This is a genomic window from Vibrio sp. 1249-1 (assembly GCF_033340495.1).
In genome coordinates this window covers 103,764-119,486 of sequence record NZ_JAWOWJ010000010.1, presented here as the reverse complement: position 1 = coordinate 119,486, position 15,723 = coordinate 103,764, and the positions used below count along the sequence as shown (strand labels likewise).

At 45.6% G+C, this 15,723-nt stretch carries 12 protein-coding genes; 1 reads left to right on the top strand and 11 read right to left on the bottom strand.

From position 1 onward, the window contains the following. Window positions 1-135: 135 nt before the first annotated feature. A complete protein-coding gene (gene queE / locus R7Z50_RS17600) occupies window positions 136-786 on the bottom strand; it encodes a 7-carboxy-7-deazaguanine synthase QueE (RefSeq protein ID WP_005377296.1) in 651 nt (216 codons plus the stop codon). Window positions 787-1,002: 216 nt separating this feature from the next. Here queE and R7Z50_RS17595 point away from each other — a divergent pair, with 216 nt between their 5' ends. Continuing rightward, window positions 1,003-1,812 carry a Cof-type HAD-IIB family hydrolase gene (locus R7Z50_RS17595; RefSeq protein WP_017821691.1) on the top strand — a complete coding sequence of 270 codons (810 nt, stop codon included), beginning with the start codon at window positions 1,003-1,005 and terminating at the stop codon, window positions 1,810-1,812. Between the two features lie 160 nt (window positions 1,813-1,972). On the opposite strand, the gene R7Z50_RS17590 is transcribed toward R7Z50_RS17595, so the two are convergent. The 10 genes from R7Z50_RS17590 to R7Z50_RS17545 form a co-directional block, all read right to left on the bottom strand. Next, complete coding sequence (locus tag R7Z50_RS17590; protein ID WP_206970882.1) at window positions 1,973-3,418, bottom strand: bifunctional NUDIX hydrolase/phosphatase PAP2 family protein; 1,446 nt, start codon at window positions 3,416-3,418, stop codon at window positions 1,973-1,975. A gap of 385 nt (window positions 3,419-3,803) precedes the next feature. Further along, complete coding sequence (locus tag R7Z50_RS17585; protein WP_042523747.1) at window positions 3,804-5,135, bottom strand: trypsin-like serine protease; 1,332 nt, start codon at window positions 5,133-5,135, stop codon at window positions 3,804-3,806. 191 nt (window positions 5,136-5,326) lie between these two features. Beyond that, window positions 5,327-5,806 carry a GNAT family N-acetyltransferase gene (locus R7Z50_RS17580; RefSeq protein WP_005377290.1) on the bottom strand — a complete coding sequence of 160 codons (480 nt, stop codon included), beginning with the start codon at window positions 5,804-5,806 and terminating at the stop codon, window positions 5,327-5,329. A 189-nt stretch (window positions 5,807-5,995) separates the two neighbouring features. Then, window positions 5,996-7,873 (bottom strand): propionyl-CoA synthetase, encoded by a 1,878-nt coding sequence (locus R7Z50_RS17575; protein WP_206970883.1) that lies wholly within the window; start codon window positions 7,871-7,873, stop codon window positions 5,996-5,998. A 77-nt stretch (window positions 7,874-7,950) separates the two neighbouring features. Continuing rightward, window positions 7,951-9,147 (bottom strand): 2-methylaconitate cis-trans isomerase PrpF, encoded by a 1,197-nt coding sequence (gene prpF, locus R7Z50_RS17570; RefSeq protein WP_213896894.1) that lies wholly within the window; start codon window positions 9,145-9,147, stop codon window positions 7,951-7,953. Between the two features lie 9 nt (window positions 9,148-9,156). After that, a complete protein-coding gene (gene acnD / locus R7Z50_RS17565; protein ID WP_169629147.1) occupies window positions 9,157-11,748 on the bottom strand; it encodes a Fe/S-dependent 2-methylisocitrate dehydratase AcnD in 2,592 nt (863 codons plus the stop codon). Between the two features lie 156 nt (window positions 11,749-11,904). Further along, window positions 11,905-13,047 carry a 2-methylcitrate synthase gene (prpC, locus tag R7Z50_RS17560; protein ID WP_033906152.1) on the bottom strand — a complete coding sequence of 381 codons (1,143 nt, stop codon included), beginning with the start codon at window positions 13,045-13,047 and terminating at the stop codon, window positions 11,905-11,907. A 132-nt stretch (window positions 13,048-13,179) separates the two neighbouring features. Continuing rightward, entirely contained in the window at window positions 13,180-14,076 is an 897-nt protein-coding gene (gene prpB, locus R7Z50_RS17555; protein WP_042523753.1) for a methylisocitrate lyase, read from the bottom strand. A 12-nt stretch (window positions 14,077-14,088) separates the two neighbouring features. Continuing rightward, entirely contained in the window at window positions 14,089-14,802 is a 714-nt protein-coding gene (locus R7Z50_RS17550; RefSeq protein ID WP_005377279.1) for a GntR family transcriptional regulator, read from the bottom strand. Between the two features lie 264 nt (window positions 14,803-15,066). Next, window positions 15,067-15,465, bottom strand: a complete 399-nt coding sequence (locus R7Z50_RS17545; protein WP_206970885.1) for a GFA family protein — start codon at window positions 15,463-15,465, stop codon at window positions 15,067-15,069. Window positions 15,466-15,723 lie beyond the last annotated feature (258 nt).

The following is a 15,723-nucleotide window of genomic DNA, read 5'->3' as shown; positions in this document are numbered from 1 at the left end:
CACTGCTTAGCTTTTACAACGCTATAAACTGTTTAGATATATCGACAATGTTTCGATAGCAAAGCTACCAACGGCATTACTCGCGAAACCGGGATTAGATAGAAAAGCCACTTCGAATGATGACGAGCCTCTCGTCTAAGCAATACTCAAATATTTATGAGTTTGAACAGACAAACGCCAATTGCGGGCAATACACGTATCAATACACAATTGCGTAGCACGAGGCTTCTGGCTAATTGGTTGTAGTGCAATGATAGTCTCAGCCGCCACGTTCGCATTTGCTAAAAGATCATCAAGGTGGTCGATGTCTTTCTGGGTACCGACTGGATGCTTAATCTCATTTGCCCGCTCTAACGCGCTATTAAGCACTGGTAATTTACCTTTCATTGCTACTTTTGGTGACACTGTCACCCACGTATTTTCTGAAGTAATCACTTCTGATGTGCCACTGGTTTCAATTTGGCATTGGCACCCCATATCTTCAAACGCCTTTGTTAAAGGGCGCAGATCATAAATACAAGGCTCTCCACCAGTAATCACGATATGCTTAGCATTAAAGCCTTGCTGTTGATATTGCTCTACGATGTTCTCGGCAGATGCAACACACCACGTTGGAGAATCTTCCGTTTTCACCAGAATATCGCCTATTTGACGTTGATCATTCTCATCTGCATACCACGTTTGTTTGGTATCGCACCATGAGCAACCAACCGGACACTCTTGAAGCCGAACAAAAACAGCAGGGACTCCAGTGAAAACCCCTTCCCCTTGGATGGTTTCAAACATCTCATTTAGCTTATACAACGCAGAACTCACTCAACTCATAACATTTCGAGGCGAAGACCATAATGGACACGCGTGTCTAGGTCAATTTAAACCAAAAATTAATTGTTAAAATAGACCATTTTGTAGTTTCATAGCGTAATGAATATAGGTTTCTGGTTAACGTTAAACCAAGCCTTATTCACTGACAGCTCCCAAAAAACTTTAAGGTAAGAAATGATGTATAAACTGATCGCACTAGATATGGATGGCACGCTACTCAATAGTGATAAAGCCATTTCTGAAGAAAACAAACAAGCGATCGCAAAAGCTCGAGAAGCAGGCGTTACTGTCGTTCTCGCTTCTGGTCGCCCATTAGAAGGAATGCAAGACAAGCTCGACGAACTGAATATCCATTCCGATCGAGATTTTGTTCTTTACTACAACGGTTCGATGGTCAAGAACGTAGGCACAAACGACATCATCCACCAGCAAATCATAGATGGTAAAGCTGCAAAATTGGTGGCGCGAAAAGCCGAAGAGCTAGGTGCGTACGTCCATGCTTTTAGTCAAGTTCATGGTTTAATCACCAACGAACACAACCCTTACACCGATATTGAAGCAAAGATAAATGGCTTAAATGTCACCGAGATGAACTTCGAATCACTAGAAGACGATCATCCAATCATCAAAGCTATGATGGTTGCAGAGCCAAGCAAACTAACAGAAGTTATAGCAGCACTGCCAGCTGAAATGCGCGAAGCGTTTACGGTTGTTCAAAGCGCTCCGTTTTTCCTTGAGTTTCTTAACCCTGCGAGCAACAAAGGTATTGGTGTTGCCGCAATTGCCGAGTATCTGGGAATTAAACCGGAAGAAGTTATCTGTATGGGTGACGCAGAAAATGACCACCACATGCTGAAATACGCTGGCCTTGGTATCGCGATGGCAAATGCAATGGAAGAAACCAAGCAAATCGCTGACTACATTACGGCAAGTAATGATGAGCACGGTGTCGCTAAAGCTATAGAAAAGTTCGTGCTCAATGCATAGCCCTTTCCGCCATGTCTGTTGCGTTAAGCTTCTTACGTTTAACATCCCTAGCCGTCCAAGATAGGCAAGCGGCGTTGTTCGTGGACTAAACGTGTAAAAGCCTTGCTGTAATGCAAGGCTTTGTTTTTACTTAAATACTAATAGATAACAAATACAGCCATCAATCTAGCAACGTTTTGCTCGGTTGGTTTTCACAAGTCAGCTTCCTTGCAAGCAGCATAAATAACAACATTAATAATGGATAATGTAACGTCGACAAGACTAATGACCACAAACCGCTAAACGATACGATATTAGCCGAGTACAAATAGAGTTGATCAACAAGCAACAATGCCAGCGTCACAAAGATCATCTGCCGAGTATCTAAATGTGCTTTCGACTCTTTAAATGTCATGACCAACGCTGATGCAGTGATTAAAATTGCTAGCCAGCGACCAAACACAGGTAATGGCCAGATGACGGAGATGACCGCTGTTGCCACAGTCATAATGAACCAGACGCCTTTTGAGCTTAGAACTTGATCAACGTTCACATCTTGATTTGTTTCCAATCGAAGAACATGCCAAGCCACCAAGCTGCCTAACAGCGCGCCAAATAACATATCTAAAATAAAGGCACTGCCGAGGAAAAACTTACCTAACACCACAGTAAGAGTGATGAACACGAAGACTGCCGTTGTTCCATTCAAACCAAAATACTGGGTTCTATGAAACAAGAACGTCAGCACACAAAACCACACAGCGATAGGCAAGCTAGGAAAACTAAAGCCAAAGCTGTGCGTTAACTCCATCATTGGTATATAGACATGTGGGCGCGGTAGCGAAAAGCCTTGTTGAGCGACAAGCACCATAAGCGACGTTGTACTAATTGCGAAAAAGAGTCGGTACACAAACCGGCTACCAAAGCGCATCATGGCAAAAGGAAATAGAAAGAGTAGTACCGTCGGTTCTATCAGATCTATAACGAGTTTCGAGATCTGACTAGCTACCTCGTAACTCGTTTCTGACAACGCCCCTACCCAACTCTGTAAATCTATCAGCCACGCCAATTCAACCTGACGAAATGAAGGCGCGGATTCGATCAACTGAGTCACATAAGATACTGATTGCTTGGTAGCTTGATCAAAAAACTGAGTGGCTTGTGGCCATTGCTCAGGATAACGATATAAAGATGATGGTAATTCAGATGGGCTAAGCAACATCGCTGACGCAACTTCTACTCCATAATGAGGGGCAAACCAAATAGGCAGTTCATTTCCACCTAAAGAATTATTCATAGAAAAAGCGATAATGTCAGAGTCTGATATACAGTCGTAAAAAACCGCAGTGTCCGTTCTGCCAAGCTCCTCTCCAACCGTAACCACTATACCGGTTTCTTCCCACGTTTCTCGTTGAGCAGCAACTTGTGGAGACTCACCATCAATAATGGTTCCGCCAGGTAGAGAAATCTTATCCGTTAATACTTCATGAACTAGCACTAACTTGTCATCAGCGCGAACAATACAGAGCGCTCCTTTAACTTCGCTCGCAGTGGCTTTAGCCGTAGAAATCGGTGAAACAGGTAACAAAATAAAACAAAGGATGAGTAATAACAGCTGTCTCAACACAAAATATGACCTTAAATAAACATAATGATAACCAATGAATCATGGCAGTTAATCTTATCTTTTTCGACAAAAATTAAGTAACGAGTTATGCCAAACTGAGTTGATCGCGTAAAACCTGATCTCAACGCTCACTGGAGAATAATTTAATGCAAACCTGACAAAAATCAGACAAAACATAAAATGTTGATCGCAATTCTGCCAGTTATATAAAGATAACGTCAGGACAAAGTCATACACATTTTGTGGGTTCTCATAGTTGACACAATAAAAAAGGGCTTATTATTCGCAAACAATAAACCCCAGTTATGGTAACTATGTACTGATCGTTGAAACCAAGAATGAATCTTATCTCATGGTCAACGAATCAAATTCACTGGCCCGATCGTTAGTTAGACGTGCAATTCGCATCGCCGACTTTTTGCCAAACACCCCAAGGCCCTGAGTCTGCTGGATTATCACCTTGAGTCCACCACTGCGCTTGCCAAACTTTACCATTCCAAGTAACCGTATCTCCTTTGAGATACACTAAGCTGGCTTGCCATACAGTTTTACAGCTATCTGTGGGAGGCGTTGTCACCGTTTTCGCTTGAGCGGATACTAACGCTTGGTATTGTGTGCTGGTCTTATCAACGTTGAAGTTCAAAGCCACTCTTGCTTCTCCGCTCTGAGTAGCACCAAATTCAACATCAACACGACAACTTGCATTCATTGCTAACGTCGCCTGAGAGCACTGATCATTGGCAATAACAGCTGCATCAGTAACACCCGAAGCAAACGCGCGAACATTTTCCACAGTGAACGTGGTGTTCCCTGAATTCTGGATAACAAAGCTATGTTGCTGTAACTCCCCAACATTAAATGATGCCAGTGTCTGTTCGGTGGTGTATCCAACAGAAACATTTTCTTTTGGTGGTGTTGCTGTTCCGATAACACCATCGACAAAATTGCGCATAGCAGCGATATCGCTATAAACCCCATACATACCAGGACGAGCACAACCTATTCCCCAACTGACCACACCAAGTTGAGTAATTACACCACTGCGATTAATAACGATTGGACCACCACTATCTCCCTGACAAGAATCTATCCCACCTTGAGGAATACCCGCACAGAATGACACTTCTCCAACCGTTGTGTAGTTGCCACCGGCTTGACGGCAAGTCATATCCGACACAAGTGGGACGTCAACCTCCTGCAATCGAGACGGAGAGCTTCCTCCTTCAGAAGTTCGCCCTAAGCCAGCAACACTAAGCCAATCTCCGATGCTCGCGTATTGCGTTAGACTACCATTCGCAATCTCAACTGAAGAAACACCTTGAGGCACAGAGTCGAGCTTCAATACCGCGAGGTCATGAGAAAGCGTCGCGCGGCGATATGCCGGGTGCATATGGATCTCACTGACGTTTGCACGAACACCATCACTACCGTTATAAACAACGCCACCGATTTTAACCGCAATCTGACTCGGAGAATCACCCTCAACACAATGTGCAGCAGTCAGGACGTAACCATTCCCGATATAACTGGCCCCACAATACGATCGGTTACCATAACGACTAACAATTTGGGTGTAGAATTTCCAGTCACGTGGGTCGGCAGTTACTCCGCCTACGATCTGGGGTTGGATAGTGTGATTTTGCGTCTGAGACAAATCATCAGCACTTGCGAACATTGGCAAAACGGCTAAAGCAAGTAACGATTTTGTTAGTTTCAAAATATTGTCCTCTTGTTTTTGTAAGCACGATCCTCGTGCTACTAATAAACAAGCAGACAAAAACGCCGATACCAATGTGGGTGCATATCAATTTGTTAACATTGCGAGCAACTTATAGAGAAAAGTCTATTGACGAACTGAATGATTTCAATTCGATAGAACCTAAATCACAATATTAAAGTTAAATACGATTATTCGTTCAGCGGTTTTCTTAAATAGTGGATATGATGTGCAAATCCTTGTTTTTCATACAAAGATATTGCGCCCTGGTTAAAATGCCATACTTCAACAAACATCTGTTTTGCACCGTAATCAGAGAACGTTGACTCAATTTTATTAATCAATGCCTGCGCCGTACCTTGTTTTCGATATTCAGGCAGCACATAGAGCTCATCCACACTTCCCATCATAACTGGCTGGCTGACGGTAGAAATAAGTTCACAGAAGTGACCAGAGATAAAGCCAATAATTTCATCTCCTTGTTTTGCTACGTAAACAAGGCACTCAGGGTCGTCAATATATCGAGCAATGCTTTTTTCTTGTTCTATCTCCTCTGCCGTTTTGAAAAGCTCAGGAGATTGAAGATGATGCTCATCATGAAGCTCGAACATAAGATCGTTGAGCAACTCTAGGTCGCTAAAACACGCAGGTTTAATCGCAAACGTGGTCATACAAAGGGTCACTAAAAATGGAATGGCTGTAGTTTGTGAGGAAAACGTCGTATTGGCAAGTCACAAATGCTTTCACGATACGTTTGTACTGTTTGAACAACAAAAAGGCCCCTGCACTTAATAAACGTACAGAGGCAGAACCAACCAACAGAGTTCGAGGATCAGGGGTTAGTTAGAATTGAGTTTTTCTCAGCGTCGTAGCACTCGCTCAATTTCGTTCAAGCTACTTGGGTCATCAATCGTTGACGGAACGGTGTATTTTTCACCATCAGCTATTTGACGTATAGTTCGACGCAAAATTTTACCTGAACGTGTTTTCGGTAAACGGTCTACAACCAACGCATGCTTGAAGCAAGCAACTGCACCTATCTCACTACGCACTTTGCCAACAAGCTCACCTTCAAGGTCTAGCTCATCCACTTTGACGCCGTCTTTTAGTACCACAAAGCCAAGTGGAAGCTGACCTTTTAGATCATCGTGGATACCAACCACCGCACATTCTGCAATCGCTGGGTGGCCTCCTACTATTTCTTCCATTTCACCTGTCGACAATCGGTGTCCCGCGACATTAATCACGTCATCAATACGTCCCATAATAAACAGGTAACCGTCTTCATCCAGATAGCCACCATCACCTGACACGTAGTAGCCTGGGAACTGGCTAAGATAACCAGTTTCAAAACGGTCATGATTACGCCAAACCGTTGGCAGACAACTTGGTGGTAGCGGACGTTTTAATGCGACAAAGCCTTGTAGGTTAGGCCCGACAGCCTCTCCAAGTTCATTCAGAATCTCGACCTGATAACCCGGAATGGGCTTCGTCGAAGAACCAGCTTTAACTGGCATCATTTCGACACCTGTCGGGTTGCCAACGATGGCCCAGCCCGTCTCGGTTTGCCACCAGTGGTCAATAACGGGCTTGTCCGCTTTGCTCTGAACCCACTCCAGTGTCGGAGGGTCAAGGCGTTCTCCCGCCATAAAGATGTTTTTCAGATTCGACAAGTCGTACTGTTTTAAGTGCTCGCCTTCCGGGTCCTCTTTCTTAATCGCACGAAACGCCGTTGGTGCAGAGAACAACGCATCTACTTTATATTCATCACACACTCGCCAAAATGCGCCAGGATCCGGTGTTCGAACAGGCTTGCCTTCGAATAGGATAGTAGTGCAACCGTGAATCAGTGGGGCGTAAACAATGTAAGAGTGCCCTACTACCCAGCCCACATCAGATGCCGCCCAAAAGACGCCATCTTGAGGAATGTTATAGATTGCGCTCATGGAGTACTTCATCGCGACAGCATGGCCACCGTTATCACGCACAACGCCTTTCGGCTTACCTGTCGTGCCCGATGTATAAAGTATGTAGAGCGGATCGGTTGCTAACACCGGAACACAACCATGTGGCAGCGCTTGTTTGTACTCTCGCTGCCAATCTAAGTCTCTTTCTTGGTTTAGCTCAGCGTCGCACTCTGGACGTTGGAAAACAAACACTTTCTCAGGCTTCCAACGGCTGTCCATAATGGCTTTGTCTACCATTGGTTTGTATGGAATGACTTTGTTGATCTCAATCCCGCACGACGCCGTCATGATCACTTTCGGCTCTGCATCTTCAATTCGTACAGCAAGCTCATTAGGTGCAAAACCGCCGAATACTACGGAATGAATAGCCCCCAAACGCGCGCAGGCAAGCATCGCCATTGCGGCTTCTGGGATCATCGGCATGTAAATAACGACTCGGTCGCCTTTTTCAACACCTTGAGCAGACAGCATGCCAGCAATTTTGGCTACTTGGTCACGTAGGTCGCTATAGGTGTACGTGGCTTTACGACCTGTCACTGGCGAGTCATAAATGAGTGCAGTATTATCACCGCGTCCTTGCTCGCAATGGTAATCTAATGCTAACCAGCACGTATTCATTACACCATCTGGAAACCAACGTTCTATGCCGTTTTCATCAGATTTCAAGATAGTTTTAGGAGATTCAAACCAATCGAGATTCTCCGCTTGAGCGCGCCAAAAACTCTCCGGTTCATTCTTCGCCCATAAGTATTCTTTTTCGTATGAAGACATATTGCTTCCTCCAGTATGTCCTGACATTGCTCTCGTTCTACTCAAAGATCGCTCTTTTAATCCAAAGATCGTCTCTTTTAATCGAAGACATAGAAGGGTACACGCACAAATCCCTCCATCAGTATTCTCGCACTTCGGCTCATAATGGCTTTTTGCACCACCCAGCCCTGCTCAGTTTGTTTCGCTTGTGCCCCAACTTTTAACGTTCCTGACGGATGACCAAAAGTCACGGACTCTTTTTCACCGCCACCAGCGGCTAAATTCACTAACGTTCCGGGCACACACGCAGCAGAAGCAATAGCAACGGCTGCTGTTCCCATCATTGCATGATGTAGCTTGCCCATCGACAGCGCGCGAACGAGCACATCAATATCCGACTCATTAACGGCTTTACCACTTGAAGACAGGTAACTTTTCGGTTTAGAAACAAACGCTATTTTCGGCGTATGTTGGCGTGTTTGAGCTTCTTCTAAATCAGAAATCAGGCCCATTTTTAACGCGCCATATGCGCGGATGGATTCGAACATCGCTAATGCTGTGTCATCGTTGTTGACATCGTCTTGCAGCTCGGTGCCCTGATATCCTATCGATTCAGCATCAATAAAAATGGTTGGTATGCCCGCGTTAATAAAGGTCGCGTTGAACGTACCCACATCCGGCACCACCAAATCATCAACTAAGTTACCCGTTGGGAACATACTTCCTTCGCCATCGGAAGGATCAACAAAATCCACTTGAATCTCTGCCGCTGGAAACGTGACACCATCGAGTTCAAACTCTCCAGTTTCCTGGACAAAACCATTGACGATTGGCACGTGAATCAAGATGGTTTTGCTGATGTTCACCTGCCAAACACGCACCGTCACAATGCCATTTTCTGGAATGCGATCTTGTGGGATCAGACCAGCATGAATGGCGAAGGGACCAACTGCCGCAGACAAGTTGCCGCAGTTACCACTCCAATCGACGAATGGTTTGTCGATCGACACTTGTCCAAACAAATAGTCAACGTCATGACCGTCTTGGCTACTGCGCGAAACAATCACTGTTTTACTGGTGCTGGAGGTTGCACCACCCATACCGTCGATTTGCTTCGCGTAAGGATCCGGGCTGCCGATAACACGTAACAACAGCTTGTCACGCGCGGCTCCAGCCATTTGCGCTTCTTGAGGTAAATCCTCTAGGTTGAAAAAGACACCTTTACTCGTGCCGCCACGCATGTACGTCGCGGGCACTTTTATTTGGCTTGTTTGATTCGGAGTATTATTTGCCATACGCACTCCTTATTGTGCCAAGAAATCTTGCGCGAAACGCTGCAGAACACCGCCCGCGTTGTACACGTGAACTTCGTCAGCGGTATCTAAGCGACAAGTAACCGGAACATCGACTTTATCGCCGTTGCTGCGTGTGATAACCAGCGCTAAATCAGCGCCCGGCTTGATTTCTCCAACCACGTCGTAAAGTTCCGTACCATCCAGCTCTAGCGTATTGCGGTTAACGCCCGACTTAAATTGCAGTGGTAGTACGCCCATGCCAACCAAGTTAGTACGGTGAATACGCTCAAAGCCTTCAGCAACAATGGCTTCTACGCCCGCCAGTCGAACGCCTTTTGCTGCCCAGTCACGGGATGACCCCTGACCGTAATCCGCGCCAGCCACCACGATCAATGGTTGTTTACGATTCATGTAGGTTTCAATCGCTTCCCACATACGAACCACCTGCCCTTCTGGCTCTACACGCGCCAGAGATCCCTGCACGACTTCGCCGTTTTCCTTCACCATTTCATTGAACAACTTTGGGTTAGCGAAGGTCGCGCGTTGCGCCGTTAAGTGGTCACCACGGTGAGTCGCGTAAGAGTTGAAATCTTCTTCTGGCACACCCATTTTCGCTAAGTATTCACCTGCAGCGCTGCTTGCGAGAATCGCGTTGGATGGTGATAAGTGATCAGTGGTGATGTTGTCGCCCAGAATCGCCAATGGACGCATACCAGACAATGTTCTTTCTCCCGCTAGCGCACCTTCCCAGTACGGTGGTCGGCGGATATAGGTACTCATCGGACGCCAGTCGTACAGCGGGTTGGGATTTTGCTCTTGATCATTCAGCTTAAACATCTGAATGTAAACTTGCTTAAACTGCTCAGGTTTAACATGAGTACCGACAACTGCATCGATCTCTTCATCGCTTGGCCACAAATCATTGAGATAAATTGGTTTGCCGTGTTGGTCCGAGCCCAATGCATCGCGCTCGATATCAAAACGAATGGTACCCGCTAGCGCATAAGCGACAACCAATGGTGGTGAAGCCAAGAAAGCTTGTTTGGCGTACGGATGGATTCGACCATCAAAGTTACGGTTACCAGAAAGCACCGCTGTTGCATATAAATCACGGTCGATGATCTCTTGTTGGATTTTTGGATCCAGCGCACCACTCATACCGTTACAAGTTGTACATGCGTAACCAACAATGCCAAAGCCAAGCTTCTCTAGCTCTGGTAATAAGCCCGCTTCTTCCAGATACAAGCGTGCAACTTTAGAACCCGGAGCAAAAGACGATTTCACCCAAGGTTTACGTACAAGACCAAGTTCGTTGGCTTTCTTCGCCACAAGGCCAGCAGCAACCACGTTTCTTGGGTTACTAGTATTCGTACATGAGGTAATAGCAGCGATGATCACTGCACCATCTGGCAACTCGCCTTCTTTCTCTTCCCACGCTCCAGAAATACCGCGCTGTGCCAACTCAGAAGTTGGTAAACGACGATGAGGGTTTGACGGACCAGCCAAGTTACGGCTAACTGATGATAAATCGAACTCAAGTACACGCTCGTAAACTGCGCTATCAAGATCGTCTGCCCAAAGACCGGTTTGTTTTGCGTAATTTTCTACTAAAGCAACTTGTTCTTCATCTCGACCAGTTAGTTTCAAGTAATTGATGGTCTGCTCATCAATATAAAACATGCCAGCTGTTGCGCCGTATTCTGGTGTCATGTTTGAAATCGTTGCGCGGTCTCCGATCGTTAGATCACGTGCGCCTTCTCCGAAGAATTCAAGATATGAAGATACCACACGCTCATTACGAAGAAACTCAGTAATCGCGAGGACAATATCCGTTGCGGTAATGCCCGGTTGACGTTTACCCGTCAGTTTGACACCGACAATATCTGGTAGACGCATCATTGATGGTCGGCCAAGCATGACGGTTTCTGCTTCCAGACCACCGACACCTATCGCAATAACACCAAGAGCGTCTACGTGAGGCGTGTGACTGTCCGTACCCACACAGGTGTCAGGGTAGGCAATGCCCTGCTTTGCTTGTACCACAGGAGACATTTTTTCCAAGTTGATTTGGTGCATGATGCCATTCCCAGCTGGAATCACGCTGACGTTTTCAAACGCTGTTTTACACCACTCGATAAAGTGAAATCGGTCTTCATTACGGCGCTCTTCAATCGCGCGGTTTTTGTCGAAGGCATCAGGGTCAAAGCCCGCATGTTCAACCGCTAAAGAGTGGTCAACGATCAATTGTGTCTCAACCACTGGGTTCACTTTTGCAGGATCGCCGCCCTGATCTGAAATGGCATCGCGTAGACCCGCTAAATCGACTAGAGCGGTCTGACCAAGAATGTCATGACAAACAACGCGTGCTGGATACCAAGGAAAATCAAGATCGCGTTTGCGTTCAATTAACTGTTTCAGGCTATCTGTCAATGTGTTCGGGTCACAGCGACGGACCAGTTGCTCAGCTAGCACGCGAGAGGTATAAGGGAGTGTTTCATAGGCTCCAGGAGAAATGGCATTGACGGCTTCGCGTGCATCAAAATAATCCAGTTGAGTTCCCGGAAGCGGCTTACGATATTGAGTATTAATATTTGTGTTCATGGTTTGCTTCCATTCAGTCTTTACATCTTGCCTTCATCAAGGTTTTCCATTGCTCCAGAAACACAGTGATGAGAGGATCTCCTTCCTCTGTTAGAGAGAATGACAAAGGAAGGAGGTGGTCAACCAAAGCATATAATGCCCTCGTTGACCTTCGCGCTAGCGATTCTCGATAGGCACCCATTCTTGATGATCTGGGCCCGTGTAATCAGCACTTGGGCGAATAATACGGTTATTGGCACGCTGTTCATAAACGTGTGCAGCCCAGCCCGTTAAACGACTCATCACAAAGATTGGGGTAAATAGTTTGGTTGGAATGTCCATGAAGTGGTAAGCCGATGCATGGAAGAAGTCCGCATTACAGAACAGACCTTTCTCTCGCTTCATCACTGATTCAACACGCTCAGAAACCGCATATAGATGTGTATCACCAACTTGCTTCGATAACTCTTTGGACCAGCGTTTTATTAAGGCGTTGCGAGGGTCACTTTCACGATAAATCGCATGACCAAAGCCCATGATCTTGTCTTTATTGGCTAGCATTTTCATGATGTTCGCTTCCGCCTCGTCGGGCGTTTGCCAATCTTCAATCATTTCCATCGCCGCTTCGTTCGCACCTCCGTGAAGTGGTCCACGAAGCGTACCGATTGCTGCCGTGATACAAGAATGGATGTCTGACAACGTTGATGCACAAACGCGTGCTGCGAATGTAGAAGCATTAAACTCATGTTCAGCATAAAGAATAAGCGAGCAATGCATCACTTGTTTGTGCAGCGCAGATGGCGCTTTGTCTGTAAGTAATCGCAAAAAGTAACCACCGATGCAATCTTCAGTCTGATCCTCGGTGTTGATACGCACGCCATCATGACTAAAGCGGTACCAGTAACAGATGATGGCAGGGAACAAGGCTAGCATACGTTCGGTTGCTTTCAGTTGCTCCTCGAAGCTCATTTCCTGCTCTAGGTTACCCAATACAGAACAACCCGTGCGCATTACGTCCATTGGGTGTGCGCTTGCAGGAATCAACTCTAAAGCTTGTTTTAGCTCGGCTGGCAAACCTCTAAAGCTGAGTAGGTGTGTCTTGTACGCATCAAGTTCTTGTTGATTCGGCAAGTGACCGCGTAACAGAAGGTGAGCCACTTCTTCAAACTGTGCGTTGTTCGCAAGATCAGTAATATCGTATCCACGATAAGTTAAACCAGTTCCCGTTTTTCCGACAGTACATAAAGCTGTGCTTCCTGCGCTTTGACCACGAAGGCCTGCGCCACCTAATTCTGCTTTCTTTTCTGCAGTTTGAGACATTGTTTGAACTCCTTTTCTGTCTGACTTTTCCCTCTCTGGGGTGTTTTTAGCCAAACGAATTTCACGTTATTAGATGAGATAAATTCCGATTATCTTTTTCTTGGGCTTCCGTCTATTTTTGCTTTTCCCCCGCTATTTCCCTTCAGAGAATAACTGGTCAAGTTTGTCTTCGTAGTCGTGGTAATTCAGGTGCTGATACAACTCTTTACGTGTTTGCATCGAATCAACCAGTGCTTCCTGATTACCCACTTCTAGCAAATGTTTGTAGACCGTTTCAGCAGCTTTGTTCATGGCACGGAACGCACTTAATGGGTAAAGCACCATATCGACTTTCGCTTTTGCAAGCTCATCGCAGCCGTACAGTGGCGTTGCGCCGAACTCGGTAATGTTGGCCAGAATAGGAACGTGCTTTCCAGTTGCTTGCTCAAGTGCGTTTGAGAACTGAAGGTACTGATCCAGCTTGGTCATCGCTTCTGGGAAGATCATGTCTGCGCCAGCTTCCACACACGCAATCGCACGCTCGATTGCGCTGTCCATGCCTTCAACAGCTAGCGCGTCTGTACGAGCCATAACCACGAAACTTTCATCATTGCGTGCGTCAACCGCGGCTTTTACGCGATCAACCATCTCTTGCTGGCTGACTATTGCTTTGTTCGGACGATGACCACAACGTTTCTGTGCGACTTGGTCTTCCATGTGCACCGCTGCCGCGCCTGCTTTTTCCATCGCTTTGATCGTGCGAGCAATGTTAAATGCACCGCCAAAGCCCGTGTCGATATCAACCAAAAGAGGCAAATCACATGCGTTAGTAATACGGTCAACATCAACCAAAACGTCGTTTAATGTTGTGATACCGAGATCCGGCAATCCGTATGACGCATTTGCGATACCGCCACCAGACAAGTAGATCGCTTGGTGACCCAAGTTTTTTGCCATCATGGCGCAATACGGGTTTATAGTGCCGACAATTTGTAGTGGATTATTTTGTTCAATGGCGAGTCTGAATTTCGCTCCCGGTGTTAAGCTCATGACGAATTCCTTCTAGTCTTTGTCTAAACTTTCTGTATGTATAATTTGAGATTGGATGAGCTTTCGACTTCCTGATATGTGTCTTCTCATCAACATTTCTGCAAGCTCTTCATCGCGATTGCGAATGGCTTCCAAAATGAATTTGTGTTCGGTGAGCGCCTCATTCGGGCGAGATTGCGCACGTGGCGACTGGTAACGATACATCCGTAATAAGTGATAGAGTTCATCACACAGCAGAGATATTAACTTACTGTTTCTGCTCGCTTGGATGATGCGATAGTGAAAATCAAAGTCACCATGTTGATGGAAGTAAGACGCGCCTTCCATTTGGTCTATATGCTTGGAATGTGTCGACAATAGCATTTCCAAGCTTAAGAGCTCTTCTTGCGTAATGTGTCGCGCAGCTAACCTTGCTGCCATGCCTTCCAATGCTTCTCGAACGGCATAAAGTTCTATCAGCTTTTCCGGAGAAAAAGTGGTCACTCTAGCCCCAACATGAGGAATTCGCTCGATGAGCCCTAGCCCCTCTAAGCGCATCAATGCTTCACGCAAAGGCCCACGACTGACTTGATATTTCTTTGCTAGCTCAGGCTCTGATATCTTATGGCCAGGCTTCACGTCGCCATTAACAATGACTTCAATGAGTGTTTCGGTCAGCGTTTCGGATTTGGTGTGTTCTTTCTCAGAACCCAGCACTTTATAACGAGCTTTCAACTCAGAGTTCATATTCAGATACTCTTGTTACCGACATCGAAATGTCTACAATTTCTTAACCTGAATATAAAGTAGTCGATCAAAGTGTCGACAATCAAGTAAATTGTCGACAATTTAGACTAAGGTCGTAATTTAAACTGGCCTAAAATGCCTATTAAGTGCTGTTTTTAGCAGAAATAAAGAATGGGGAACTTATATTGTCGACAACTTGTAAACCTTTAAGCTTATGATCTAAAAACTAAAAGCTCAGCTGTCGAACAATAATCGGATAAAAAACTATTCTTTAGGTACAAATTGATCAAAGACTTGTTGCGAAGTCATCTTTTGTGAAGCGGAATTGAGGTCATAATAAGCTGGCTTTTCATCGGTAAAAATCTCTAAAGTGAGTTTGAAATCTGGGTTATCGAACAAACCAGCGGAAAGAATGTACTCACCTGTCGGCAACAAATGGTAGAAAAGGTTTGTGCCACACTCACCGCAAAACCCCCTCACTCCCCAGTCTGACGACTGATAACGTTTAGGTTCGCCACCTTTAAACGTCACGTTAGGACCACAATGCACAGCATGGAGTGCTCCACTCGACCATTTTCGACACATCGAGCAGTGGCATAGACTCACTTCATTCTTAGCATCTGCGATCACTTCAATAGCGCCGCACAAACACGTCCCTTTCATTCTCTTTTCCTCGTTCATTTTCCGTCATTTTATTATGGCCTACCAAAACGTAAAGCCGCGTGACCTAACACCAACTTCTCACCGTGAACTTTATGAACAAAATAACCGAAATGCTCAATATTCTCTTTATATCTCTTTTACAGACAGATATTTAACACTTAATTAACCTTTACACCAAGTTCAGCTTTAACGCTTACAAGGCATGACAACTGAGCAAAAACAATAAGGCTCAACTAAATAGAGTCGCTAACATAAGGA